The 21739-nt window shown below is 71.4% G+C and carries 24 protein-coding genes; 8 read left to right on the top strand and 16 right to left on the bottom strand.

Going from position 1 to position 21739, the window contains the following annotated elements; translation table 11 throughout:
• The 8 genes from ASC77_RS13410 to ligD (ASC77_RS13375) form a co-directional block, all read right to left on the bottom strand.
• Complete coding sequence (locus ASC77_RS13410) at positions 1 to 804, bottom strand: HAD-IIA family hydrolase (protein WP_056153437.1); 804 nt, start codon at positions 802 to 804, stop codon at positions 1 to 3.
• Between the two features lie 16 nt (positions 805 to 820).
• The gene (locus ASC77_RS13405; protein WP_056153434.1) at positions 821 to 2044 is read right to left on the bottom strand and encodes a HAMP domain-containing histidine kinase; all 1224 of its coding nucleotides are present in this window, start codon (positions 2042 to 2044) and stop codon (positions 821 to 823) included.
• Complete coding sequence (locus tag ASC77_RS13400) at positions 2037 to 2732, bottom strand: response regulator transcription factor (protein WP_056153431.1); 696 nt, start codon at positions 2730 to 2732, stop codon at positions 2037 to 2039. The genes ASC77_RS13405 and ASC77_RS13400 overlap by 8 nt, the downstream gene beginning before the upstream one ends.
• 44 nt (positions 2733 to 2776) lie before the next feature.
• A complete protein-coding gene (locus ASC77_RS13395; RefSeq protein WP_056153428.1) occupies positions 2777 to 3391 on the bottom strand; it encodes a signal peptidase I in 615 nt (204 codons plus the stop codon).
• 238 nt (positions 3392 to 3629) lie between these two features.
• Positions 3630 to 4157, bottom strand: a complete 528-nt coding sequence (locus tag ASC77_RS13390; protein ID WP_056153425.1) for a hypothetical protein — start codon at positions 4155 to 4157, stop codon at positions 3630 to 3632.
• A 125-nt stretch (positions 4158 to 4282) separates the two neighbouring features.
• Positions 4283 to 5200, bottom strand: coding sequence for a non-homologous end-joining DNA ligase (ligD, locus tag ASC77_RS13385; protein WP_056153422.1), 918 nt, complete (start codon positions 5198 to 5200; stop codon positions 4283 to 4285).
• Positions 5201 to 5902 (bottom strand): L,D-transpeptidase family protein, encoded by a 702-nt coding sequence (locus ASC77_RS13380; protein WP_056153419.1) that lies wholly within the window; start codon positions 5900 to 5902, stop codon positions 5201 to 5203. It lies immediately after the preceding gene.
• Positions 5899 to 6819 carry a non-homologous end-joining DNA ligase gene (gene ligD, locus ASC77_RS13375; RefSeq protein ID WP_056153416.1) on the bottom strand — a complete coding sequence of 307 codons (921 nt, stop codon included), beginning with the start codon at positions 6817 to 6819 and terminating at the stop codon, positions 5899 to 5901. Before ligD (ASC77_RS13375) ends, ASC77_RS13380 begins: the two co-directional genes overlap by 4 nt.
• 18 nt (positions 6820 to 6837) lie before the next feature.
• Here ligD (ASC77_RS13375) and ASC77_RS13370 point away from each other — a divergent pair, with 18 nt between their 5' ends.
• Genes ASC77_RS13370 through ASC77_RS13355 form a run of 4 tightly spaced genes read left to right on the top strand, consistent with a single transcriptional unit; the run spans position 6838 to position 10905 of the window.
• A complete protein-coding gene (locus ASC77_RS13370) occupies positions 6838 to 8157 on the top strand; it encodes a flavin-containing monooxygenase (RefSeq protein ID WP_200944978.1) in 1320 nt (439 codons plus the stop codon).
• Positions 8157 to 9095, top strand: coding sequence for a bile acid:sodium symporter family protein (locus ASC77_RS13365; RefSeq protein WP_056153410.1), 939 nt, complete (start codon positions 8157 to 8159; stop codon positions 9093 to 9095). Before ASC77_RS13370 ends, ASC77_RS13365 begins: the two co-directional genes overlap by 1 nt.
• Positions 9092 to 9997 carry an SDR family oxidoreductase gene (locus ASC77_RS13360; protein ID WP_056153406.1) on the top strand — a complete coding sequence of 302 codons (906 nt, stop codon included), beginning with the start codon at positions 9092 to 9094 and terminating at the stop codon, positions 9995 to 9997. Before ASC77_RS13365 ends, ASC77_RS13360 begins: the two co-directional genes overlap by 4 nt.
• A gap of 5 nt (positions 9998 to 10002) precedes the next feature.
• Positions 10003 to 10905: a Ku protein gene (locus tag ASC77_RS13355; protein WP_056153404.1), complete on the top strand. Its 903-nt coding sequence runs from the start codon at positions 10003 to 10005 to the stop codon at positions 10903 to 10905.
• A gap of 19 nt (positions 10906 to 10924) precedes the next feature.
• On the opposite strand, the gene ASC77_RS13350 is transcribed toward ASC77_RS13355, so the two are convergent.
• Positions 10925 to 11878, bottom strand: a complete 954-nt coding sequence (locus tag ASC77_RS13350) for a carboxypeptidase-like regulatory domain-containing protein (RefSeq protein ID WP_162249826.1) — start codon at positions 11876 to 11878, stop codon at positions 10925 to 10927.
• A 181-nt stretch (positions 11879 to 12059) separates the two neighbouring features.
• Entirely contained in the window at positions 12060 to 13274 is a 1215-nt protein-coding gene (locus ASC77_RS13345; RefSeq protein ID WP_162249825.1) for an HNH endonuclease signature motif containing protein, read from the bottom strand.
• Positions 13275 to 13838: 564 nt separating this feature from the next.
• Here ASC77_RS13345 and ASC77_RS13340 point away from each other — a divergent pair.
• Genes ASC77_RS13340 through ASC77_RS13330 form a run of 3 tightly spaced genes read left to right on the top strand, consistent with a single transcriptional unit; the run spans position 13839 to position 16267 of the window.
• The gene (locus ASC77_RS13340; protein WP_056153396.1) at positions 13839 to 14198 is read left to right on the top strand and encodes a YciI family protein; all 360 of its coding nucleotides are present in this window, start codon (positions 13839 to 13841) and stop codon (positions 14196 to 14198) included.
• 3 nt (positions 14199 to 14201) lie between these two features.
• A complete protein-coding gene (locus ASC77_RS13335) occupies positions 14202 to 15458 on the top strand; it encodes an RNA polymerase sigma factor (protein ID WP_200944977.1) in 1257 nt (418 codons plus the stop codon).
• Positions 15455 to 16267, top strand: coding sequence for an alpha/beta fold hydrolase (locus ASC77_RS13330; protein ID WP_056153392.1), 813 nt, complete (start codon positions 15455 to 15457; stop codon positions 16265 to 16267). Before ASC77_RS13335 ends, ASC77_RS13330 begins: the two co-directional genes overlap by 4 nt.
• On the opposite strand, the gene ASC77_RS13325 is transcribed toward ASC77_RS13330, so the two are convergent.
• Positions 16268 to 17557, bottom strand: a complete 1290-nt coding sequence (locus ASC77_RS13325; protein WP_056153387.1) for an SLC13 family permease — start codon at positions 17555 to 17557, stop codon at positions 16268 to 16270.
• 79 nt (positions 17558 to 17636) lie between these two features.
• Between ASC77_RS13325 and ASC77_RS13320 the strand changes: the two genes are divergently transcribed.
• Positions 17637 to 18398, top strand: a complete 762-nt coding sequence (locus ASC77_RS13320; RefSeq protein WP_056153384.1) for a sulfite exporter TauE/SafE family protein — start codon at positions 17637 to 17639, stop codon at positions 18396 to 18398.
• Here the strand turns inward: ASC77_RS13320 and ASC77_RS13315 are convergent.
• The 5 genes from ASC77_RS13315 to ASC77_RS13300 all read right to left on the bottom strand — a co-directional run bounded on the left by ASC77_RS13315 (position 18370) and on the right by ASC77_RS13300 (position 21729).
• Positions 18370 to 18774 carry a VOC family protein gene (locus tag ASC77_RS13315; protein ID WP_056153380.1) on the bottom strand — a complete coding sequence of 135 codons (405 nt, stop codon included), beginning with the start codon at positions 18772 to 18774 and terminating at the stop codon, positions 18370 to 18372. The genes ASC77_RS13320 and ASC77_RS13315 overlap by 29 nt on opposite strands.
• Positions 18771 to 20153: an amidase gene (locus tag ASC77_RS13310; protein ID WP_056153377.1), complete on the bottom strand. Its 1383-nt coding sequence runs from the start codon at positions 20151 to 20153 to the stop codon at positions 18771 to 18773. Before ASC77_RS13310 ends, ASC77_RS13315 begins: the two co-directional genes overlap by 4 nt.
• Before the next feature lie 20 nt (positions 20154 to 20173).
• Complete coding sequence (locus ASC77_RS27715) at positions 20174 to 20308, bottom strand: hypothetical protein (protein WP_268788421.1); 135 nt, start codon at positions 20306 to 20308, stop codon at positions 20174 to 20176.
• 93 nt (positions 20309 to 20401) lie between these two features.
• Positions 20402 to 21223, bottom strand: coding sequence for a hypothetical protein (locus ASC77_RS13305; RefSeq protein WP_056153374.1), 822 nt, complete (start codon positions 21221 to 21223; stop codon positions 20402 to 20404).
• Positions 21220 to 21729, bottom strand: coding sequence for a SigE family RNA polymerase sigma factor (locus ASC77_RS13300; RefSeq protein ID WP_056153370.1), 510 nt, complete (start codon positions 21727 to 21729; stop codon positions 21220 to 21222). The genes ASC77_RS13305 and ASC77_RS13300 overlap by 4 nt, the downstream gene beginning before the upstream one ends.
• Between the last annotated feature and the right edge of the window lie 10 nt (positions 21730 to 21739).

The raw sequence follows: 21739 nt of genomic DNA, 5'->3' as shown, positions 1-21739 counted from the left end.
TCACCCTACGGCGGTGGGAGCGCTCCCGCCAGCAACTTCGGAAACCAGGTCCGCGATGGAGTCGACGACCCGCGTCGGTCGGTAGGGGAACGTCTCGACCTGCTCGGGGCGGGTCGAGCCGGTCGTGACGAGGATCGTGCGGAGCCCGGCCTCGAGCCCGCTGATGATGTCGGTGTCCATCCGGTCACCGATCATCACCGTCGTCTCGGAGTGCGCCTCGAGCCGGTTCAGCGCACTGCGCATCATCAGCGGGTTCGGCTTCCCGATGAAGTACGGCGTGCGCCCGGTCGCCGTGCTGATCAGGGCCGCGACGGAGCCGGTCGCCGGCAGCAGGCCGTGCTGGCTCGGCCCGCTCGGGTCGGGGTTGGTCGCGATGAACCGGGCGCCACCGGCGACCAGCCGGATCGCGCGGGTGATCGCCTCGAACGAGTAGGTGCGGGTCTCCCCCAGCACCACGTAGTCGGGGTCGCGGTCGGTCATCACGTAGCCGACGTCGTGCAGCGCCGTCGTCAGGCCCGCCTCGCCGACGACGTACGCCGTCCCGTGCGGGCGCTGCTCCTCGAGGAACTGCGCGGTCGCCAGCGCCGAGGTCCAGATCGCCGACTCGGGGACGTCGATGCCGCTGCCGAGCATGCGGGCGCGCAGGTCGCGCGGGGTGAAGATCGAGTTGTTCGTGAGCACCAGGAACGGCGTGCCGGACGACTTCAGCGCCTCGATGAACTCCTGGGCGCCCGGGATCGGCACCTCCTCGTGGACGAGGACGCCGTCCATGTCGGTCAGCCAGGTCTCCACGGGGCGCGTCATGGCGCCATTGTGCCGGTCACCGACGCGGGAGCAGCACCTCGATGCCGTCGGCGGGATGGTCGCCGGTGACCCGGCCACCGAGGGCCTCGACGACGGCGCGCACCTGGCTCAGCCGGTCCACGGTCTCGCCGCCGAGCTCGGTGCCCGGGGTGTGGCCGGCGCAGAGCACCGTGATCCGCAGGTGTCCGTCGTCGGCGGCGTTGAAGACGATCCGCACCGCGCCGGTGCCGCGGCGTACGACGTCGGCGAGGAGCAGGTCGGTGGCGTGCTCCACCGGGCCGGGCGTGTAGGTCAGGGTCAGGTCACCCTCGACCGCCGCGGTGAGCGCCCGGTTGCGGGCGGCCAGGCGGTCGGCCCAGCGCTGGGCGAGCTGGGCCGACAGGTCGGAGATCGGCACCTCGGCGCCGACCACGAGGCTGCCGCGGCGGGTGATCTCGACCAGCTCGGCGGCCACGGCCGAGACCTCCTCGACCCGGGCCAGGCAGCGCCCCACGGTCTCCTGGGCGTCGGCGGGCAGGTCCGTGCGCAGGCTGAGGTCCTCGAGCTCGAGCCGGATCCCGGTGAGCGGGGTGCGGAGCACGTGCGAGGTGTGCTCGGCGAACGCCCGCTCGCGGTGCACCCGGTCCTCGAGCGCGAGCGCGCTGGAGCGCAGCGCGTTGGCGATCGAGCTGGCCTCGGGGATCCGCGTCGACGGCAGGTCGAGGTCGAAGCGCCCGCGGCCGAGCGCCGCGGCCGCGACCGCGAGCTTCTGGAAGGGTGCGGAGAGCGCCGAGGCGACGAGGAAGCCTGCCATGCCGGCGGCCACGCCGATGAGCAGGAAGAGCGCCGCGATCGACCCGATGTCACGACCGATGACGTCGCGGATCACCGACGACGACTCGCTGACGGTCACCATCGCGCCGCCGCTCACCGTCGCGCCGGCGGAGACGTCCTCGTCCGGGTCGCCGTTGCCGGCGTAGTCCTTGCCGGTGACGACCAGGGTGTCGTCGTCGCCCGGGCCGGCGTCGTACGTCAGCTGGTCCTTGGGGCCGACCAGGGACTTCAGGAACTCCTCGTCGACGGTGCCCCCGGAGGACTGCCGGTCCGCGACGATCGCCGCGACCAGGTCGGCCTCCTGGTCGAGCTGGCCGGCGACCTGCTCGCGGATCAGGTCCTGGAGGACGTAGGTGCGCACCAGCCCGGCCCCCAGCAGGAGGACGATGCTCAGGACGATGAAGGCAGCGGTGAGGCGTTCACGCATCCGCGGGGCCGCCCTCGAGGCGGAAACCCACACCTCGAACGGCCACCACGCGATCGGTCACGCCTACAGACTCGAGCTTCTGGCGGAGCCGACCGATGGTGACGTCGAGCGTCTTGGTCGAGCCGTACCAGTTCTCGTCCCACACGTCGGCCATCAGCCGACCGCGGGAGACCACCTTGTCCCGGTTGGCGGCGAGGATCGAGAGGACCTCGAACTCCTTGCCGGTGAGCGGGACCTCCTCGGTGCCGGCGTAGACCCGCCGAGCATCGACGTCGATGCGCACCCCGTCGGGGGACGCCTCGTCGACGGCCGCGGCCTGCGGTGAGGAGGTACGGCGCAACAGGGCGCGCACGCGCGCCTGCAGCTCGGCCAGGCCGAAGGGCTTGGCCAGGTAGTCGTCGGCCCCGTAGTCGAGGCCGACCACCCGGTCGAGCTCGCCGGCACGGGCGGTGACGATCATGATCGCCCCCGTGTAGCCGGCTTCGCGGGCCCGTCGACAGACCTCGAGCCCGTCGATGTCCGGAAGACCGAGGTCGAGGATCACGAGCTCGGGGAGCGAGGCGAGCGTGTCGAGAGCCTTCTGGCCGCTCTCCACCCACTCGACGTCGTACCCCTCACGTTCCAGTGTGCGAACGAGAGGAAAAGCGATGTCCTCCTCGTCCTCCACCACCAGGACCCGTTGCGCCATGGGAGCGAGCATAGGGCCACGGGTGTCGTGGTCGAGCGCACTGTTCATCGTTTCGCCTCACGCGTCCGGACCGCTCGCCCGGGGCCGGGCGCGTCCTGCGGATCTGGTACGGACCGGCTCGCCTCCGCAGTCTGCACCGCATCGCGCCGGGTCGCCGGAGCCCGCCGGAGCCGCCCCGAGAGCAGCAGCAGGAGCACCGCGGCCGACACCGTGATCAGCAGCCAGCCCTCCGGGTGGGCGAGGAACAGGTAGGCCCAGCCGACCCACGGCACCGCGAACTCGACCCGCGACATCGTCGGAGCGTCCGGGTGCAGCACCCACGGATCGGGCGCGGCCAGGGCGTCGCCCTGGGTACGAAGTCCGTCCCGCTCGATGGCCACGATCCGGTGGGTGACGAGGTCCGGGTCGGTCTCGCCGGGCTGCGGGTAGGTGACGACGTCGCCGACGCGGAGGTCGCTGACCGGCACGACCCGCTCGAACGCGATCGACCCGCGGCCGATGCTGCCCTCCATGGAGCTGCCGGTCATCACGTAGCGCTCGAGGCCGAGACCGATCGGGAGCAGCACGAGCAGCGTGACCGGACCGAGCAGCACCACGGACAGCGCCAAGCGCCCCCACGGCGTCGACGCCGGGAGGCGGGCTGCGGTCTCGATCTCCATAGGTGCTGCTCTCCGAGAGGTCGGGGAAAAGGGGGTGGACCTGCCGGTCCGGCGCTCCCCCCCAAACAGCGCTGGACCGACAGGTCCGTCCTCGGAGCGGACAGCCCCGACGCGTCCCCCCAGATCGCGCCGGGCCTCCCCGCCCGTGTCGTGGTCCGACGATGACCGTCCGCGTTCCCCCCAGAGACGCGGGTGGCGGTCGTCAGACCAGGTCTTCAGTTGTGGGTGCTGCGGAGGATCACTCCTCCGGGGCGTCGGTGTTGACCCACGTGTAGGTCGCGACCGCCGGTGCCCCCTGGTTCGCGTACGGCGCGTCATCGGGCAGTGACACCGTGAACGTGAACGTGCTGGACCCGCCCGGGGCGAGGTTGCCGACGTCCTGCGTCACGTCGTTCATCTCGCCGAACGCACCGTCGTAGACGGTGTGCCCGTCCTGCTGGATCTTCAGCTCGAGCGCGCCGCCGGCGAAGGTGGCCGGGTCGGCGTTCTCCTCGAACGAGAGCCGCGACTCGGTCGTGCTGGAGTTGCGGATCGTCACGGTCCTGGTCGCCGAGTCACCGGGCTCGATCTTGCTGATGGTGAGGGTGGCGCCCTGCCCGGGCTCTGCCTGGAGGCGGATCCCCGTCGCCGCCTCGCTGGCACCCGTCCACGGGATCCCGGCCACCGATGCCAGCAGCGCGAGCCCCGCGATGACGGCGACCGGGATGATGAACCGCTTCGCCTGCGCGGCCGAGACCCGGCTCGGCGCGGTGGTGGCGATCGTCATGGTGTCTCCCGGCTGGTGGTGTGATCCTGACGAGAACGCTAGGACCCGCGCCTCCACGACCGGTCAACACCGGACCCACCGTTTGGTAACAGAAGTCGGCTACCGCCAGGCGCCGGTCGTCGCGGTCACTCGGGGGCGGTGAACACGTCCCCGAGCTCGGCGACCCGGGCGAGGACCTGCTCCGGCGAGAACTGCTCCAGCCCGAAGGGGTCCTCGGCGCCTGACTCCACCTCGGCCCACGTGACCGGTGTCGCCACTGCCGGACGTTCGCGCCCGCGCAGGGAGTACGGCGAGATCGTGGTCTTCGAGCCGGCGTTCTGCGACCAGTCGAGGAAGACCTTGCCGCCGCGACGCGCCTTCGTCATCGTCGCGGTGACGAGCGTGGAGTGCTCGCCCTGGAGCTCCTCGGCGACCTCCTTCGCCAGCGCCGTGGACTCGTCGGAGGGCAGTCGCTTCGGCAGGTCGGCGTAGAGGTGCAGGCCCTTGCTCCCGCTGGTCACCGGCCGGGTGGCGAGGCCGCGCTCGGCGAGCTTGTCGCGCACCAGCAGCGCGACCTGGCAGCACTCGTGCAGGCCGGCCGGCTCACCCGGGTCGAGGTCGATGACGAGCCGGTCGGCGTTGCGGGGCCGGCCGTTGCGACCGACGGTCCACTGGTGGACGTGCAGCTCCAGCGCGGCGAGGTTGGCCAGCCAGGTGAGGGTGGCGAGGTCGTCGACGATCGGGAAGACGAGGGTGTCACTCGTGGACTGCGCACGGGAGCCGGTGGTGGGCACCTTCGCGGTGCGCACCCAGGACGGCGTGCCGGCGGGGGTGTTCTTCTCGAAGAAGCTCCCCTCCTGGACGCCGTGCGGCCAGCGGATCCGGGTCACGCAGCGGTCCTTGAGGAGCGGCAGCAGCACCGGCGAGACCTGGGCGTAGTAGTTGAGCACCTCGCCCTTGGTGAAGCCGGTGCGCGGGTAGAGCACCTTGTGCAGGTTGCTGATCGTGAGGGTGCGGCCCTCCACGTCGACCCGGATCTCCTCCTTCTCCGGCTGCGGTGCCATTCAGCGGCCGATCGCGATCAGCGGGCGGTGGTCGGGGTCGAGCCGGGACATCAGCGACCTGATGAACCACCTCGGCGCGCTGACGCAGCCCGCCGTGGCGCCCGAGCCGTTGACGTGCAGGAAGATGCCGGCGCCGCGGTGGCGCACCTGACCGCGGTTGAAGTCGACCAGGATCGACCACTCGTACTGCGTGCGGTAGTCCGTGAGCCGCTCGGACGCGTTCGGGTCGCTCGACGGCAGCCACCAGCGGAACCCGCCCTGGCTCTGGTTCCGGAAGCGGTTGTAGTAGCGCGAGGCGTTGTCCTCGACCCAGAAGTCGCCGCGGCGGACCTGGCGGTAGGGCAGCGCCCAGGCGGAGCTCCGGGCGTGCATGCCGAACGCCGAAGGGAGCCCGAAGGTGCCGAGGGGCGTGGTGCCGGTGCCCTGCCTGCGGTGCCGGGCGGCGACCAGGCCGCCGTACCCGATGCGGCCGTCGGTCGCCTGCAGCCGCTGCTGCCAGCGGCCGTCGCTGTAGCCCCAGAGCGTCACCCGGGCGTAGTGGCCGCTGGTGCGGTTGACCGTGACGACCTGGCGGGTGCCGTCCTGGAGGCGCACGGTCACGCCGTCCAGCCGCACCGTCGGGGCCGCGTCGGCCGGAGGTGGCGCGGAGACGGCCGTCAGTCCGACGAGCAGGGCGAGCAGGGCCAGCAACCGGGTCTTCACAGCAGGTCCTCCGGAGCGAGGTCGGCACGAACCCCCTGGAACGAGGGCTGTCGCAACCGGTCATACCCACGACCGTGCGTGTCGATGTCCACGACGAGCACCGGCTCCAGCCAGCGGGTGCCCTGGGCGTCGATCCGAGGGACCTCGTCGGCGAACGGGCTGTCGGTGCGACCGAGGGCGGTCACCAGCTCGGACAGCACCGCCCCCTGCTTCGGCCCGATCCCGCTGCCCACGCGGCCCCGGTAGACCAGCCCGTCGGGCGTCGGCTCCCCCACGAGCAGCGCGGCGAGCCGGTCGGTGGTGCCCTCCTGCGGGCGCCAGCCGCCCACGACGTAGGACAGTCGGTGGCGGTGCGCGAACTTCAGCCAGTGCGGGCTGCGCTCCCCCGGGCGGTACGTCGACGCGCGGCGCTTGCTGACGATGCCCTCGAGCCCCTGCTGGAGGGTCGCGTCGAAGAGCATCCCGCCGTCGTCGTACGGCGCGGGGACCTGCCACGAGCCGTCGAGACCGAGCCCCGTCAGGAGCTCGCGCCGGCGCTCCAGCGGCTCCCCCGTCAGGTCGGTGCCGTCGAGGCGGAGCAGGTCGAAGACCATGTAGATCGCGGGGACGGCGTCCGCGAGCCGGGCGATCGTCTTCGCGTTGCGGACGTGCATCCGCTCCTGCAGGGTGCGGAAGTCGGGCAGGCCGCGCTCGTTGAGCGCGATGATCTCGCCGTCGACGAGCAGGTCGCGCTCGCCGAGCGGGCTGGCGGACAGCTCCGGCCAGGCCACGGTGATGTTGTTCTCGTTGCGACTGGTCATCCGGACGACGCCGTCCCGCACGTCGGTGAGGGCCCGGACGCCGTCCCACTTCACCTCGTGCGTCCACGCCTCGCCGTCGGGCACGTGGGTGCCCCGGGTAGCCAGCATCGGACGCATGGCGACATCATGCCTTCCGTGAACTCGACCGACCCGCTCGACAATCAGGAGTCGTACGCCGTGATCGGCGCCGGCCCGTCCGGCCTCGCCGCGGCGCGCAACCTCCAGCGCGCCGGCATCCCCTGGTCGGGCTACGAGCTGGCGTCGGGCGTCGGCGGGCTGTGGGACATCGGCGGGCCGCGGAGCACCGTCTACGAGTCGGCCCACCTGATCTCGTCGAAGCGGACCACGGAGTTCAGCGAGTTCCCGATGCGCGACGAGGTGGCGGACTACCCCTCGCACCGCGACCTGCTCGGCTACTTCCGCGACTTCGCGTCGACGTACTCCCTGGCCGACGGGTTCCGCTTCGGCACCGAGGTGGTGTCGGCGCGGCCGTCGGGCGACGGCGGCTGGCTCGTCGTCAGCGAGGGACCGGGGGGCCGCACGGAGCGCCGTCACGCGGGCGTGATCGCGGCCAACGGGACCTTGAGCGAGCCCTCGGTGCCGACGTTCGCGGGCAGCTTCGACGGCGAGGTCCTGCACACGAGCGCGTACAAGTCGCCGTCCGTCTTCACGGGCAAGCGGGTGCTGATCATCGGCGCCGGCAACTCCGGCTGCGACATCGCCGTCGACGCCGTGCACCACGCGGCCTCGGTCGACATGTCGGTGCGGCGCGGCTACTACTTCGTGCCCAAGTACCTCTTCGGCAAGCCCTCCGACACCCTCAACCAGGGCAAGCCGCTGCCGCCCAGGATCAAGCAGGCGATCGACTCGCGGGTGCTCAAGATGTTCACCGGCGACCCGGTGCGGTTCGGCTTCCCGAAGCCCGACTACAAGATCTACGAGTCGCACCCGATCGTGAACTCTCTCGTGCTCCACCACCTCGGCCACGGCGACCTCAGCGTGCGGCCCGACATCGACCGGTTCGACGGCGACGGGGTCGTCTTCGCCGACGGCTCGCGGACGGCGTACGACGTGATCCTGCTGGCCACCGGCTACCACCTGCACTACCCGTTCCTGAGCCCGGAGCTGCTGCGCTGGGCGGGACACGGGAGCGCGCCGGACCTCTACCTGAACATCTTCACGCAGGAGGACCCGAACCTCTTCGTGCTCGGCATGATCGAGGCGTCCGGGATCGGCTGGCAGGGGCGCTACGAGCAGGCCGAGCTGGTGGCGTCGTACCTGCGAGCCAGGTCGACGGACCCGGGCGCGGCGCGCGCCCTCGAGGACCGGGTCGCCGGCCCTCGCCCTGACCTCTCGGGCGGATATCACTACCTCGGGCTGGAGCGGATGTCCTACTACGTCAACAAGGACGCCTACCGCTCCGCGGTGCGCACCGAGATCGAGAGGCTCCGCTGATGCTCCTGCCCCTGGTGACTGCACTGACGACCGACATCGACCACATCAGCATCGACTTCAGCTCGGGCGCCCAGACGGTGCTGAAGATCGTGATCGCGACGATCCTCTTCGGCATCGCGCTGGACATCGAGATCTCGGACTTCACCGCCGTCGTGCGGCGGCCCTTCCCGATCCTGGTCGGCATAGTGGCGCAGTTCCTGCTGCTGCCGGCGCTGACGCTGCTCCTGACGATCGTGCTCGACGTCCGTGGCTCGATCGCGCTCGGCATGATCCTGGTCGCCTGCTGCCCACCCGGGAACGTCTCCAACATCCTCACCCACCGGGCCGGCGGCGACGTGGCGCTGTCGGTGTCGATGACCGCGATCAGCAACCTGCTGACGATCGTCATGCTGCCGATCAACTTCGCGTTCTGGGCCGGGCTGTCCCCCGCCGGCGACGACCTGCTCCGCGACGTCGACCTGGACCCGGTGAAGACGTTCGTCGAGATCGCCCTGGTGATCGGGCTGCCGTTCGTCGCGGGCGTCACCATCAACCGGCTCTGGCCGCGGTTCGCCCACCGCGCCCACAAGATCGTCGGACCGGTCTCCTTCGTCCTGCTGCTGCTGATCATCGTGCTGGCGTTCATCGGCAACTGGGACATCTTCACGAACTACATCACCCTCGTGCTGCTCGCCGTCTTCATCCAGCACCTCATGGCCCTCGGCCTCGGCTACGGCGTGGCTCGCGCCACCGGGCTGCCCAGCCGGAGCCGCAAGGCCATGACGTTCGAGGTCAGCGTCCGCAACACCGGCCTCGGGCTGGTGCTGGTCTTCGCCTACTTCGACGGTCTCGGCGGGATGGCGCTGGTGGCGGCCTGGTGGGGCCTCTACGACATCCTGGCCGGCCTGGTCGTGGCGGGCCTGTGGAAGCGGCGCACGGCGGAGGTGGTGGCGGCATGAAGGTCCTGGTCACCGGAGGGGGCGGCTTCCTCGGCCGCTCCGTCGTCGCGGGCCTGACGGCCGCCGGTCACGACGTCGTGAGTGCCGACCTGCGCCCGCCGTCCGTCGTCATGGACGTGACGTCCTCGGCTGCGGTCACCGCCGTCATCGGGGCGGTCCGGCCGGAGGTGGTCGTGCACCTGGCGTCGATCGTGACGCCGGGGCCGGACTCCACCCGCGAGCTGGAGTACGCCGTCGACGTCACCGGCACCCGGCACGTCCTCGACGCGTGCGTCGAGCACGGCGTACGCCGGGTGGTGGTGTCGTCGAGCGGCGCGGCGTACGGCTACCACCCGGACAACCCGGCGTGGATCACCGAGGACCAGCCCGTGCGGGGCAACGAGGCGTTCGCCTACAGCCACCACAAGCGGCTGGTCGAGGAGATGCTCCCGTCGTACCCGTCCCTCGAGCAGGTGGTGCTCCGGATCGGCACCATCCTCGGGACGTCCGTCGACAACCAGATCACCGCGCTGTTCGAGCGCAAGCGGCTGCTCAGGATCCGCGGCTCGGAGTCCCCGTTCGTGTTCATCTGGGACACCGACGTCGTCGACGTGATCCAGCAGGCGGTGACGGGGCCGGTCACCGGCGTCTTCAACGTCGCCGGCGACGGCGCGCTGACGATCACCGAGATCGCCGCGCTGCTCGACAAGCCGGTGCTGACGATCCCCGAGCCGGTGCTGCGCGCCGCGCTCGCGGTCGGCTCGCGGCTCGGCCTGACGCCGTACGGGCCGGAGCAGACGATGTTCCTCCAGTACCGCCCGGTGCTCGACAACACCCGCCTCAAGGAGGTCTTCGGCTACACCCCGACGCGGACCTCGCGCGAGGCGTTCGATGAGTGGCGTCGGTCCCGCCGGTCATACTGAGCACTATGCGAGCAATCTGGAAGGGCGCCGTGTCGTTCGGGCTGGTCAGCGTGCCCGTGAAGCTGTACGCCGCGACCGAGTCGCACGACGTGTCCTTCCGGCAGGTGCACGCGAAGGACGGCGGCCGGATCAAGTACCAGCGGGTCTGCTCGATCGACGGCGAGGAGGTCGCGTACGCCGACATCGCCAAGGGCTACGAGACCGAGGACGGCGAGATGGTCATCCTCACCGACGACGACATGGCCGAGCTGCCGTCGACGTCGTCGCGGGAGATCTCGGTCGAGAAGTTCGTGCCGTCCGACCAGATCGACCCGATGCTCTTCGAGAAGTCCTACTACCTCGAGCCCGAGAACACCGGCGCCAAGCCCTACGCCCTGCTCCGCCAGGCGCTCCTGGACGCCGACCGGATGGCGGTCGTGACCGTCGCCCTGCGGCAACGCACGACGGTCGGCGTGCTGCGGGTCAAGGACGACGTGATCGTGCTGCAGACGATGATGTGGCCCGACGAGGTCCGCGTCCCCGACTTCTCCGTCGAGACCGGCGAGGTCAAGCCGGCCGAGGTCAAGATGGCCAACATGCTCGTCGAGACCCTCGCCGGCGACTTCGACGCCTCCGAGTTCGAGGACGACTACGCCGGAGCCGTCGAGGCGCTGGTCAAGGCCAAGATCGAGGGCGGCGAGGTCAAGCGCACCGAGACCTCCACCAAGTCCTCCGGCGAGGTCGTCGACCTGCTCGCCGCGCTGCAGCGCTCCGTCGACGCCGCCAAGACCGCCCGGGGCGAGCCGTCGTCCGAGGAGAAGCCCGCCAAGAAGACCGCGACGAAGAAGTCGGCGGCCAAGAAGACGCCGGCCAAGAAGGCCGCGAAGAAGGCGCCCGTCAAGAAGGCCGCGGCGAAGAAGGCCAGCTGAGCGCGCGGGGCTGCGTTGGTCAGCGGCGCGTGCGTGGCGATGAGTGCTTGGCTCGGATCGTCCGAGCCTCGGACGTCACCGTGCGGCTCCTGAACTTGGGTGCGGAGGCAGTGACCCGGACCCGAAGTCTCTTGCCGACGTCAGCAGCCCTGAGCCGGTAGGAAGCATGCGTCGCCCGGGCGACTGGTCTTCCGCCGACCACCCACCGGTACCTCAGCGTCACGCGCGAGGGATTCCACGCACCTGGCTTCGCGGTGACCTTGTGACCGACCTTCGCCTTGCCGACGATCCTGGGTCGTCTCCGGTTGTCGACCTGCTGGGCGTACGGGAATCGGACGTTCCTCCGAACGGTGGTCCCGGCGGCGACGACGAGCTTCGGGTACTCCACAGTCCCGTACGGCGAGGTGATCGTGAGGGAGTAGGTGCTGGCCGGCAGTCTGGACACGTCGTAGCTGCCGTCTTCGGCGGTCTTGGTGCGCACCCGCGTGTCAAGCCAGCCAGAGTCGTTGGGGTCAGCGAAGTCGACGGTGACCGATGCCCCGGCGATGGGGGTCCCGTCGGCCTCGGCCACGGTGCCTGCGATGTGACCACTGAGCTCGAGACGGACGTCGACCCCGCTCGCCCCCTGCGGCCCGATGCCGTACGACCCCCACACGGAGACGGCGTTGTTGTAGAACTCGGTGGCGTAGACCCCCGTGGGATCCTCGAAGCTCACGAAGGCGGTGTCCTGCGTGAGGGAGTCGTCACTGGCTGCGACGTAGAGGTCGTAGGTGCCGTCGTCTGCGGTCTGCGTGGCGGGGCCGGGGCCGAAGCCCTCACAGCTACAGAAGAAGCTGGCGATCACTGTGATGTTGCCCAGCGGCACGCCGTCGGTACCGGTGACCGTGCCGGTGATGTGCCTGGCTGTGACCGCCGAAGCACTGACGCTCGTGCCGCCCAGTCCGACCAGTGCCAGAGACAGAGCCAGCAGCAAGACGATAGGCCGGGACAAGACCCGTGTGCGTGACATGAAGCAGCGATCTCCCAAGAAGACGACAGAGCTCCATGCTCCCCCGCGATGCTCGCACATCGTACGACGATCGAGCTCAGCTCCGGGCCTGGTCGCGCGGACGGGCCGATCGGGCACGGCGTCCGGCGACCTCACCACTCCGCGCCTACGTCCGTAGGTGGAACTCGATCTGGCGGTGCGCGATGGCGTGGTGTCGGGGGCAGAGGAGTCGGGCGTGGTCGAGGTTGGTCGTGCCGCCTTGTGACCAGGGTGGGTCGTGGTGGGCGTGGCAGAGGCCGGGTGGCCAGTCACATCCCTGGGCAGTGCAGCCGCCGTCGCGGTGGGCGAGCGCGATCCGTTGGGCCTTCGAGTGGAACCGGCGGGACCGGCCGAGGTCGAGGACCTCGGACTGGCTGCCGAGGACGGCGGGGATGATCCGGGCGGTGCACGCGAGCCTGCGGGCGGCACCTGGTGAGATGTGTTCGCCGGTGTCGAGGATCCCGGCCTGCTCGATCTGCCCGATCAGTGACTCGTAGGACAGGGTGACCACGATGGTGGCGTCGGTGCCGCCGACCTGGGGCAGCACGGCGGCGGGGATCCGGTCGATGAGCTCGGCGAACGCGCGGCCCATCCGCTCGGGGCCGGGGCGGCGCTCCACCCCGGGGCCGTGCGTCGCGGCCTGGTGCTTGGGGGCGGCCAGGGCGAGGAGCATCTTCTTGAGCCGGGCGCCGGCCAGGGTCGGGAGGGTGAACCTGCCGTGCACCTTGCCGTGGCCGTCGTCGACCATCGTGAGCCGACAGGCCTTGGCGGCTTCTTGCTCTTCCTTCTCGAGGAGGCGGGCTTCGTGGGCGTCGGCAGCGGCGGGGTCGATGACGTCGAGGAGCCGGCGGCCGAGGATCCGCAGCGCTCGTGCGTCGTGGTCCTGTGCCTGCTCGACGAGGTGTGTCTCGGCCCGGGTGACGAGGTCGGGGTCGAGGTCGTCGGGGAGCTTGGTGACGGCGTCGATGATCACGTGGGCCTGGTCGGCCAACACCTGACCCGCCGCAAGTGCTTCACGGACCATCGGGTGGGTGTCGAGCTGATAGCCGAACCGCACGGCTCGGTGTGCCGCCGGGCGGGTCTGCTTCGTGGCGTGCGCGAGCCAGTTCGCCGTACTGGTCGCACCGGCGGTGTCACCGACCTCGATCTCGTCGGCGTGCATCGCGACCCGGGCCTTCAGCTCGGCCACCTGGGCCTCGAGCCTGGTGAGCTCGACCAGGGTGGTCGCGGTCTCGACGGGGTCCATCGACCACACCGACGCGGAGGCCAGGCCGGTGGCAAGGTCGCGCATCCGCGCGGTCGCCACCGTGACCTGGTGTCGGGGTGTGGTCTGGGCTGTCATGAGAAGAATTCTCCCAGGCACCACCGACACTGAGAGGCTCAGAACCCCCATATTCACAGGGGTCTGGGAACTTTTATCATCTATCTTCGGGCACCGGTTCGGGTTGTCGGTGGGATGGCTTCAGGCTCGCTCCGCCCGCACCTCAACCACCGATCGCGGGTTGCAGGGAAGGTCTGATCCACCTGGTGCACCAGATCTTCCCCGCTGTTCGCTGACGCCCACCGAAGGCCACCCGCAGGCCACCCGCAGGCCGGGAAACGACGCCGACCCGAGCCCGCCGTGCCCGCGTAGCCAGCCTGTCGGCGAGCAAGCCACGACGGACCCGCAAGCCGAGGTCGCCGCCCTGCCTCGGCTTCGGGGGTTTCGAGACGGCGCTAGCGCGCCTCCTCAACCACCGGAGCGGCGTCCGCGCCTTCCACAACCACCAGAGCGGCGTCCGCGCCTTCCTCAACCACCGGAGCGACCGACGACCACCGATGAGATCGGTGGCACGTCGGTGTCGAAACCGGAAGAGTTCGACCGACGTGTGGGTGACAGCAGCACCGAGACCCCCAGGAGAACCAGATGCGCTACATGGTGTTCGTGAAGATGGCCCCGGACGTGGGCGAGGCGCCGCCGGCGCTGTTCGAGGCGATGGACGCCGAGATGGGCCGGGCGTTCGCCGACGGCTCGATGATCCTGGCCGGCGGGCTGGGCGGGGGTGAGCAGGTCGTGGAGCTCCGGCTGACCGAGGGGGCGATCACCACGACCGACGGGCCGTACGCCGAGGCGAAGGAGATCGTCGGCGGCTTCTCGATCGTCGAGGCCCGGACCCAGGAGGAGGCCGTCGAAGGTGCGCGCCGCGTGCTCGAGCTGCACCAGCAGCACTGGCCGGGCTGGAACGGTGCCGTCGAGGTCCGGCCGATCTGGGGCCCGGACAACTAGGCGGTGAGCGACCAGCCCACGCAGGAGGCCATCACCGCGGTCTGGCGGCACGAGTCGGTCCGGCTCGTCGCCGCCCTGACCCGGATCACCCGCGACCTCGACCTCGCGGAGGACCTCGCCCAGGACGCCCTCGTCGCCGCCCTCGAGCAGTGGCCCGACGCGGGCGTCCCGAGCAACCCGGGCGCCTGGCTGATGGCGGTCGCCAAGCGGCGGGCGATCGACGCGTTCCGCCGCAACGACACCCTGCGCCGGCGTACGACGGAGCTCGCGCACGACCTCGCGATCCACGGAGAGGGGGAGGAGATGCCCGAGCCGGACTTCATCGAGGACGACGTGCTGCGGCTCGCCTTCCTCAGCTGCCACCCGGTGCTCGCGCCCGAGTCTCGGACCGCCCTGACGCTGCGTCTCGTCGGAGGTCTCACCACCCCGGAGATCGCCCGCGCCTACCTGGTCAAGGACGCGACCATGGGGCAGCGCATCTCCCGGGCGAAGCGGCAGCTCGCCGATGCCGGCGCCACCCTCGAGATGCCGACCGGGTCCGAGCGCCGGGCGCGTGTCGCCGACGTGATGGCCGTCGTCTACCTGATCTTCAACGAGGGGTACGCCGCGAGCAGCGGCCCGGACTGGACCCGGCCCGACCTGTGCCTGGAGGCGATGCGGCTGGCCCGGATCCTCGCCGGCCTGGTGCCCGACGACCCCGAGGTCCACGGCCTCCAGGCGCTGCTCGAGCTCCAGGGCTCCCGGCTGGCGGCCCGGCAGGACACCGACGGCCGACCGGTCCTGCTCGAGGACCAGGACCGCCGCCGGTGGGACCAGCTGCTGGTCCGACGCGGCCAGGCGGCCCTCGCGCAGGCGGAGCGGCTCGGGCTCGCCGGGCACCCCGTCGGCACCTACGTCCTCCAGGCGTCCATCGCCGCCTGCCACGCCCGCGCCCGCCGGCCGGAGGACACCGACTGGGCGGAGATCGCGCGCCTGTACGACATCCTCGCCGTCGCCGCCCCCGGACCGGTGGTGGAGGTGAACCGCGCGGTCGCGCACGGCCGCGCCCACGGCGCCGCTGCCGGCCTGGCGATCATCGACGCGGTCCGGGACCACCCCGCACTCGCGGGCTCGCACCTGACGATCGCCGTCCGTGCCGACCTGCTCGCACGCGCCGGACGCAGCACCGAGGCGGCCGCGGCGTTCCGCGAGGCCGCCGCCCTGACCCGCAACGACGACGAGCGCGCGCTGCTCAGCAGGCGCGCCGAGGAGAGCTCATGACCACCACGCAGTACGCCGTCTCCGCGGACGGCACCCGCATCGCGTACGAGACCCGCGGCGCCGGCCCGGCCCTCGTCGTCGTCGACGGCGCGCTCTGCAGCCGCACGATGGGGCCGTCCCGCGACCTCGCCGAGGCGCTCCAGGACTCCTTCACCGTGCACGTCTACGACCGACGCGGTCGCGGGGAGAGCGACGCCGGCGCCACGGCGTACGACGTGGAGCGCGAGGTCGAGGACCTCGCCGCCGTCATCGCGGCCGCGGGCGGCCACGCCCACGTCTTCGGCTCCTCGTCGGGAGGTGCGCTCGCCCTCGAGGCCGCTCGTCGGGACGTCGCGATCGACCGGCTCATCACCTACGAGGTGCCGCTCATCATCGACGACACCCATGCCCCCAACGACCTCGACCTGCCGGACCAGCTGCAGGCGATGGTCGACGACGACCGTCGCGGCGACGCGGTGCGGCTGTTCATGAGGACCGTCGGCGCACCGGGCCCCGTGGTCGCCGTGACGCGCCTGCTCCCCGTGTGGCGGAAGCTGACCGCCGTCGCCCACACGCTCCCCCACGACCTGTCGATGGTGGTGCCGTTCGAGCAGGGCGAGCCCCTGCCGACCGGCTACTACGACGGGGTCCGCTGCCCGACCCTGGCGCTCACCGGCGGCAAGAGCCCCACCTACATGCGCAACGGGCAGGCGGCCCTGGCCGCCGCCGTACCCGACGGCGAGCTGCACGTTCTTCCCGGACAGTCCCACATCATCAGGTCCAAGGCGGTGGCACCGGTCGTGATCGCCCACCTGGTCGCGATCGCCTGATCACCAGCCCGGCAGCACCAGCGCCGTCCACACCAGCAGCGGTCCGACCAGCACGACGATCACGCTGTAGGTGAGGATCTGCTTGTAGTAGGTCTGCTCGCCGATCGAGTCCGGGCGGTTCGCGAGCATGAGCGCGCCGTTGGTCGAGAACGGGCTGACGTCGACGATCGTCGAGGACACCGCGAGCGCGGCCACGAAGAGCCCGGCGCTGACGCCGCCGTCGGCGATCAGCGGGATCGCGATCGGGATGATCACCGGGAGCAGTGCCGTCGACGACGCGAACGCCGAGACGACGCCGCCCACGTAGCAGAGGATCAGCGCGCCGAGGACGGCCGTGCCGAGGCCGGCGGCCCAGTTGCCGACGAACTCCGGCGACCCGGCGGTCTCGAGGATCGTCGCGTAGGTGCTGACGCCGGCGACCAGCAGGACGGTCGGCCAGGCGATCTGCTTGACCGTGTCCTTGTTCTGCTCCGGCGCGAGCATCGAGAGGATGACCGCCGCGGTGATCGCGACGAAGCCGATGTTCTTGTCGAAGGCCAGCGCGACGACGGCGACCCCGACGAACGCGATCAACGTCAGCACCTGGTCGCGGGTGACGACGGTCCGGGTGGCGACGGCCGTCCCTCCCCCGGAGCCACCCGGGCCACTGCCCTCGGGCTCCTCCTCCGACGGGTCGATCCGCAGCGACCACAGGCGCCGGCCGCCGAGCACGAAGAAGAGGATCGCCGCCATGATCGTGTTGATCACCAGGCTGGACAGGAAGATCGTGAGCTCGCTGTTGGGCAGGTCGTTCTCGCGCATCACCGAGTTGGTGATCGTGCCGTAGATGCTGATCGGCGAGAACCCGCCGGCCTGGGCGCCGTGCACGACGAGCATGCCCATCATCAGTGGGCTGATGCCGTAGCGCCCGGCGAAGCCCAGCGCGATCGGGCCGATGATCGCGCACGCGGCCGGGCTGACCGCACCGATCGCGGTCAGCACCGCGGTCACCGCGAACATCACCCACGGGATCAGCGCGACCCGGCCACCGACACCGCGCACCGCCCCTTGCACGATCAGGTCGACGGTGCCGTTGTTGCGCGCGATCGCGAAGAGGTAGGTCACCCCGATCAAGGTCAGGATCAGGTCACCGCTGACACCGGCGAGGATCTCCTTCTCATCGAGGTTCAGCGAGTACATGCCGACCAACCACGCAGCGACGTACGCCAACGCTCCCATGTTGATCGGCAGCACCGTGCCGATGACGAACAGTGCGACGAGCGCGATGATCGCTACCCATTCCGGTCCCATGCGGGCCATCCCTTCACGGCCGCGCGCAGGGGTCCCGAGTGACCCCGCTCACACGAGCGGCTTCGTCTACGGTTACCCGGTGACCGGCCTGGAACACCTCGCCGTCCTCGGGGCGGGCCTCGGAGCGGGGATCATGACCTCCACGGTCGGGGTCGCGTCGCTGCTCAGCTTCCCGATCCTGCTGGCCGTCGGGCTCCCGCCGGTCGTGGCCAACGCCTCCAACACGGTCGGGCTCACCCCGGGCGCGATCACCGGTTCGATCGGCTACCGCGCGGAACTCCGGGAGCACCCCGTCGTCACGGCCACGATCATCGGCACCTGCGCCCTCGGGGCGGTCGGCGGCGCCGTGCTGCTGCTCGCGCTGCCGCCCGGGGTGTTCGAGGCGGTCGTCCCGTGGCTGATCCTCGGCACCTGCCTGCTCGTGGGGGCCCAGCCCCGGATCAGCGGCTGGCTGCGGAAGACGGCCGCCGAGGCACCCCACGAGCGCACCCGGCTCTCCCCCACCACGACGTTCTTCTCCACCCTCGTCGGCGTGTACGGCGGCTACTTCGGCGCCGGTTCCGGCGTGATGATGATGGCGGTGCTCGGCTTCGGGTCGAACCTCGAGTTCCGGATCCTCAACGCCCTCAAGACGCTGGCGATCCTCGCCAGCAACCTGGTCGCGAGCGTCATCTTCATCGCGGTCGCGGAGCTCGACTGGACCGCCGTCGCGCTGCTCGCGGCGGGCTCGGTGGTCGGTGGGTACGTCGGCGCGCGGGTCGGCCGCCGGCTCAACCCGACCGTCCTGCGTGGCCTGATCGTGGTGGTCGGCGTCAGCGCGGCGGTGTCGATGTTGCTGTAGCCACGCAGAACTCGTTGCCCTCGGGGTCGGCCATCACGGTCCAGGTGTAGCCGAACTCGTCGGTGTCTGCGACGCGGGTCGCGCCGAGCCCGACGAGGCGGGCGACCTCCGCCTCGACGTCGGGCGCCGCGAGGTCCAGGTGCAGCCGGTTCTTGGCGGTCTTGGGCTCCGGCACCCGCACGAAGAGCCAGGTCGGCTGGTCGCCCGGCCCGAGCGCCGCCCAGCCCGTCGTGTCGCGACGACCTGCGAAGTCGATGGCCGCGAAGTCGCTCGAGGCGCCGTCGTCGAGCGGTCGGCCGAGCACCTCCGACCAGAACCGGCCGACCACCAGGGCGTCGGCACAGTCGAGCGTGATCGAGGCGACGGTGGCCGTCACGGTGTCACCAACGGCCAGGGCCGGGCCCGCTCCAGCTGGGCGGCGAGCGAGAAGAGCGTGGCCTCGTCGTCGGTGCGGCCGACGAGCTGGACGGCGACCGGCAGGCCGTCGGCGGCGGTCCCGCAGGGCACCGACGCGGCGGGGTTGCCGGCAACGTTCCAGATCGCGGCGTACGCGATCGACGGCATCGACCGGAGCGAGGCGCGGACCGTGCCGCCACCGTCGAGCCGACCGACCGGGGGCGGCCGGTGCGCGATCGCCGGCGTCAGCAGGACGTCGACGTCCTGGAAGACCCGGTTGGCCTTGGTCGACACCTTCTCGGTCTGCCCGAGTGCCCACTCGACCACCCGGGGCGAGACCCACGAGCCGAGCCGGCAGGTCTCGCGGGTGCGGCGCTCGAGCCGGTCGTAGTGCTCGACGAGCGCGGCCTCGGCGCGGATGCCGGCGAAGAACTGCGGGACGAACGCCGCGGTCGGGTCCGGGTACCGCGGCTCGACGGGTCGTACGTCGTGGCCGAGGTCGGCGAGCAGCCGCGCGGTGTCCTCGACGGCCCGCACGTGGACGGGGTCCGGCCTCACCCCCAGCGACACCGGCTTGACCGACCAGCCGATCCGCAGCCGCCCGGGCTCCCGCTCGGCGGCGTCGACGAAGGGCTCGTCCCCGCTCGCGGTGTAGAGGTCGCCCTCGACGTTGCCGCGGATGGCGTCGTAGACCAGCGCGCTGTCGCGCACGGAGCGAGTCAGGGGGCCGGCGGTGCCGAGCGCGAACCAGAGGTGCGGGTGCGGCGCGGTGGTCACCCGACCGCGTTGCGGCTTGAGCCCGAAGAGCCCGCAGCTCGCGCTGGGGATCCGGATGGAGCCACCGCCGTCGCCGCCGATGCCGACCGGCACCATGCCCGAGGCGACGGCGACCGCCGTACCGCCGCTGGAGCCGCCGGGTGTGCGGGTCCGGTCCCACGGGTTGCGGGTGATGCCGCGCGAGACCGACTCCGTGAACGGGAAGGCGCCGAACTCCGGCATCGTCGTCTTGCCGATGACCACGGCGCCCGCGGCCCGCAGCCGTCGTACGACCTCGGCGTCGTCGGCGACGGGCGTCGAGTTGCCCTCGCCGCCGAAGGTCGTCACCGTGCCGGCGACGTCGATCTCCTCCTTGATGGCGATCGGTACGCCGTGCAGCGGGCCGGGCGCCTGCCCCGCCGCGAGCGCGGCGTCACGGGCGTCGGCCTCCGCCAGCGCCTCCTCGGCGAGCACCCGCGAGAAGGCGTTGAGGTCAGGGTCGCGGTCGGCGATGCGGGCGAGTGCGGCCTCGGCCGCCTGGCGAGCGCCGTGCGTGCCACCAGCGGCCGTGCGCGCGATCTCCGCCACCCCGGCCAGGTCCATGCCCGGCAGCCTACCGACGGTCACATGTCGTTGCCGATGAACTCCGGGTCGCCACCGCGACCGGCGATCGTGCCCAGGCGCTCGCACGACCCCGACGGGAGCTCGCAGTCGTACACGGTCGCCTTCGGCCGCGAGCCGCGCACCGCCGCGAGCACGGAGCCGTCGGTGTCGATGGTGAAGAACTGGACGCCCTTCGGGACGTCGAGGCGCAGGGGCGCTCCTCCTGTCGTCGAGGCGAGGACCGGGGATCAGTCCAGGACGTGCCCGCCGTCGAAGGTGAGCTGTGCGTCGACGGTCCCCTTCACCAGCCGGTACGCCGCAGCCGCCGGACCGTCGGGCGCGGGGCCGTCGTACAGCAGGACGCCGTTGCGCACGTCGGCGACGCGCGTCTCCGGCCCGGCGAGGTCCTGGGTCTCGCCCGTCCTCGGGTCCCACGTGGTCGTCCCGTCGTCCGTGCGGAGGAACACGACACCGGCGTCCAGCGCGTCGATGATCGTCCCCTGCGGGACCGCGAGACGCCCGACCTGCTCGTCCGACGACAGGTCGCGGACGACCGCCTCGGCCTGACCGTCCCGGGTGACGCCGTAGGCGACGAGGGGCGACTGGGAGTCGGCCTTGGCGGTCGGGTGGCTCCGGGTGGCGTCCACGTCGGTCTCGAGGGCGACGCTGACCCCCGACTCCTCGAGGAGCATCGGGCGCCCGCGGTCGTAGAACAGCACGCCGTACGGCGTCGCCGCGGCGTCGGTGTCCAGGTACGACATCCGCGCCGCGCCGAACTCGCGTCCCCCCAGGTGGATCACCTCGCCCGGATCGGCGTACGCACGCAGGCCCTGGGAGAAGTCGAGCCTGCCGACCGGGTCGACACCGCGCTCGGACCCCGGGTCCGTCGACCCGCCGACGGCGAAGCCCGCCACGACGGCACCGACGACCAGGGCCGCGCCGGCGACGGCAGCGGCACCTCGACGTCGACGCAGGCGCTGCCCTCCGGCCCGGACGGCGTCCAGGTCGCCGGGCGGGGCGATGACGCGGTCGATCTCGTCGTGCAACAGCTCGCGCAGGTCGGTGGTCATGGGCGTTCTCCGATCGAGAGGTGGGCCGCGTCGCGACGCAGGTTGGCGAGCGCGGCCGAGGCCTGGGACTTGACCGTCCCGCGGGAGCAGCCGAGGACCTCGGCGATCTGCTCCTCGGAGAGGTCCTCGTAGTAGCGCAGCACGACCACGGCGCGCTGCCGCGGCGGCAGACCCTGCACGGCGCTCCACACGGCATCGTGCTGGACGATCCCGACGTCCGGCGGCGCCACCCGACCTGGCGGCTCGGGCGCCGCGTGGGGTCGCTCGCGCTGCCACCAGCCGAGGCGGCGGGTGCCGAGGATCTCGTTGACGACGATCCTGCGGACGTAGGCCTCCGGGTGCTCGGCCCGGCTGACCCGACGCCAGGAGGCGTAGGCCTTCATGTACGCACCCTGGAGCGCGTCCTCCGCCGACGCCGCGTCACCGGCGACGGCGTACGCCGTCCGGTAGAGACGCGGCCAGCTCGCCCGGAAGAACTCGTCGAAGTCCACACCCCTCTGATGCATCGAACGTCCT

Source organism: Nocardioides sp. Root1257 (assembly GCF_001425175.1).
Classification (GTDB): Bacteria; Actinomycetota; Actinomycetes; order Propionibacteriales; family Nocardioidaceae; genus Nocardioides.
The sequence above is the reverse complement of the archived record's forward strand: the minus strand, read 5'-3'. Positions and strand labels throughout refer to the sequence as shown.

Bases quoted from the DNA above. Each gene is read 5' to 3' on its own strand.
- ASC77_RS13410 (WP_056153437.1), bottom strand. From the start codon at position 804: ATGACGCGCCCCGTGGAGACCTGGCTGACCGACATGGACGGCGTCCTC.
- ASC77_RS13405 (WP_056153434.1), bottom strand. From the start codon at position 2,044: ATGCGTGAACGCCTCACCGCTGCCTTCATCGTCCTGAGCATCGTCCTC.
- ASC77_RS13400 (WP_056153431.1), bottom strand. From the start codon at position 2,732: ATGGCGCAACGGGTCCTGGTGGTGGAGGACGAGGAGGACATCGCTTTT.
- ASC77_RS13395 (WP_056153428.1), bottom strand. From the start codon at position 3,391: ATGGAGATCGAGACCGCAGCCCGCCTCCCGGCGTCGACGCCGTGGGGG.
- ASC77_RS13390 (WP_056153425.1), bottom strand. From the start codon at position 4,157: ATGACGATCGCCACCACCGCGCCGAGCCGGGTCTCGGCCGCGCAGGCG.
- ligD (WP_056153422.1), bottom strand. From the start codon at position 5,200: ATGGCACCGCAGCCGGAGAAGGAGGAGATCCGGGTCGACGTGGAGGGC.
- ligD (WP_056153416.1), bottom strand. From the start codon at position 6,819: ATGCGTCCGATGCTGGCTACCCGGGGCACCCACGTGCCCGACGGCGAG.
- ASC77_RS13365 (WP_056153410.1), top strand. From the start codon at position 8,157: ATGCTCCTGCCCCTGGTGACTGCACTGACGACCGACATCGACCACATC.
- ASC77_RS13360 (WP_056153406.1), top strand. From the start codon at position 9,092: ATGAAGGTCCTGGTCACCGGAGGGGGCGGCTTCCTCGGCCGCTCCGTC.
- ASC77_RS13355 (WP_056153404.1), top strand. From the start codon at position 10,003: ATGCGAGCAATCTGGAAGGGCGCCGTGTCGTTCGGGCTGGTCAGCGTG.
- ASC77_RS13345 (WP_162249825.1), bottom strand. From the start codon at position 13,274: ATGACAGCCCAGACCACACCCCGACACCAGGTCACGGTGGCGACCGCG.
- ASC77_RS13340 (WP_056153396.1), top strand. From the start codon at position 13,839: ATGCGCTACATGGTGTTCGTGAAGATGGCCCCGGACGTGGGCGAGGCG.
- ASC77_RS13330 (WP_056153392.1), top strand. From the start codon at position 15,455: ATGACCACCACGCAGTACGCCGTCTCCGCGGACGGCACCCGCATCGCG.
- ASC77_RS13325 (WP_056153387.1), bottom strand. From the start codon at position 17,557: ATGGGACCGGAATGGGTAGCGATCATCGCGCTCGTCGCACTGTTCGTC.
- ASC77_RS13310 (WP_056153377.1), bottom strand. From the start codon at position 20,153: ATGGACCTGGCCGGGGTGGCGGAGATCGCGCGCACGGCCGCTGGTGGC.
- ASC77_RS13305 (WP_056153374.1), bottom strand. From the start codon at position 21,223: ATGACCACCGACCTGCGCGAGCTGTTGCACGACGAGATCGACCGCGTC.
- ASC77_RS13300 (WP_056153370.1), bottom strand. From the start codon at position 21,729: ATGCATCAGAGGGGTGTGGACTTCGACGAGTTCTTCCGGGCGAGCTGG.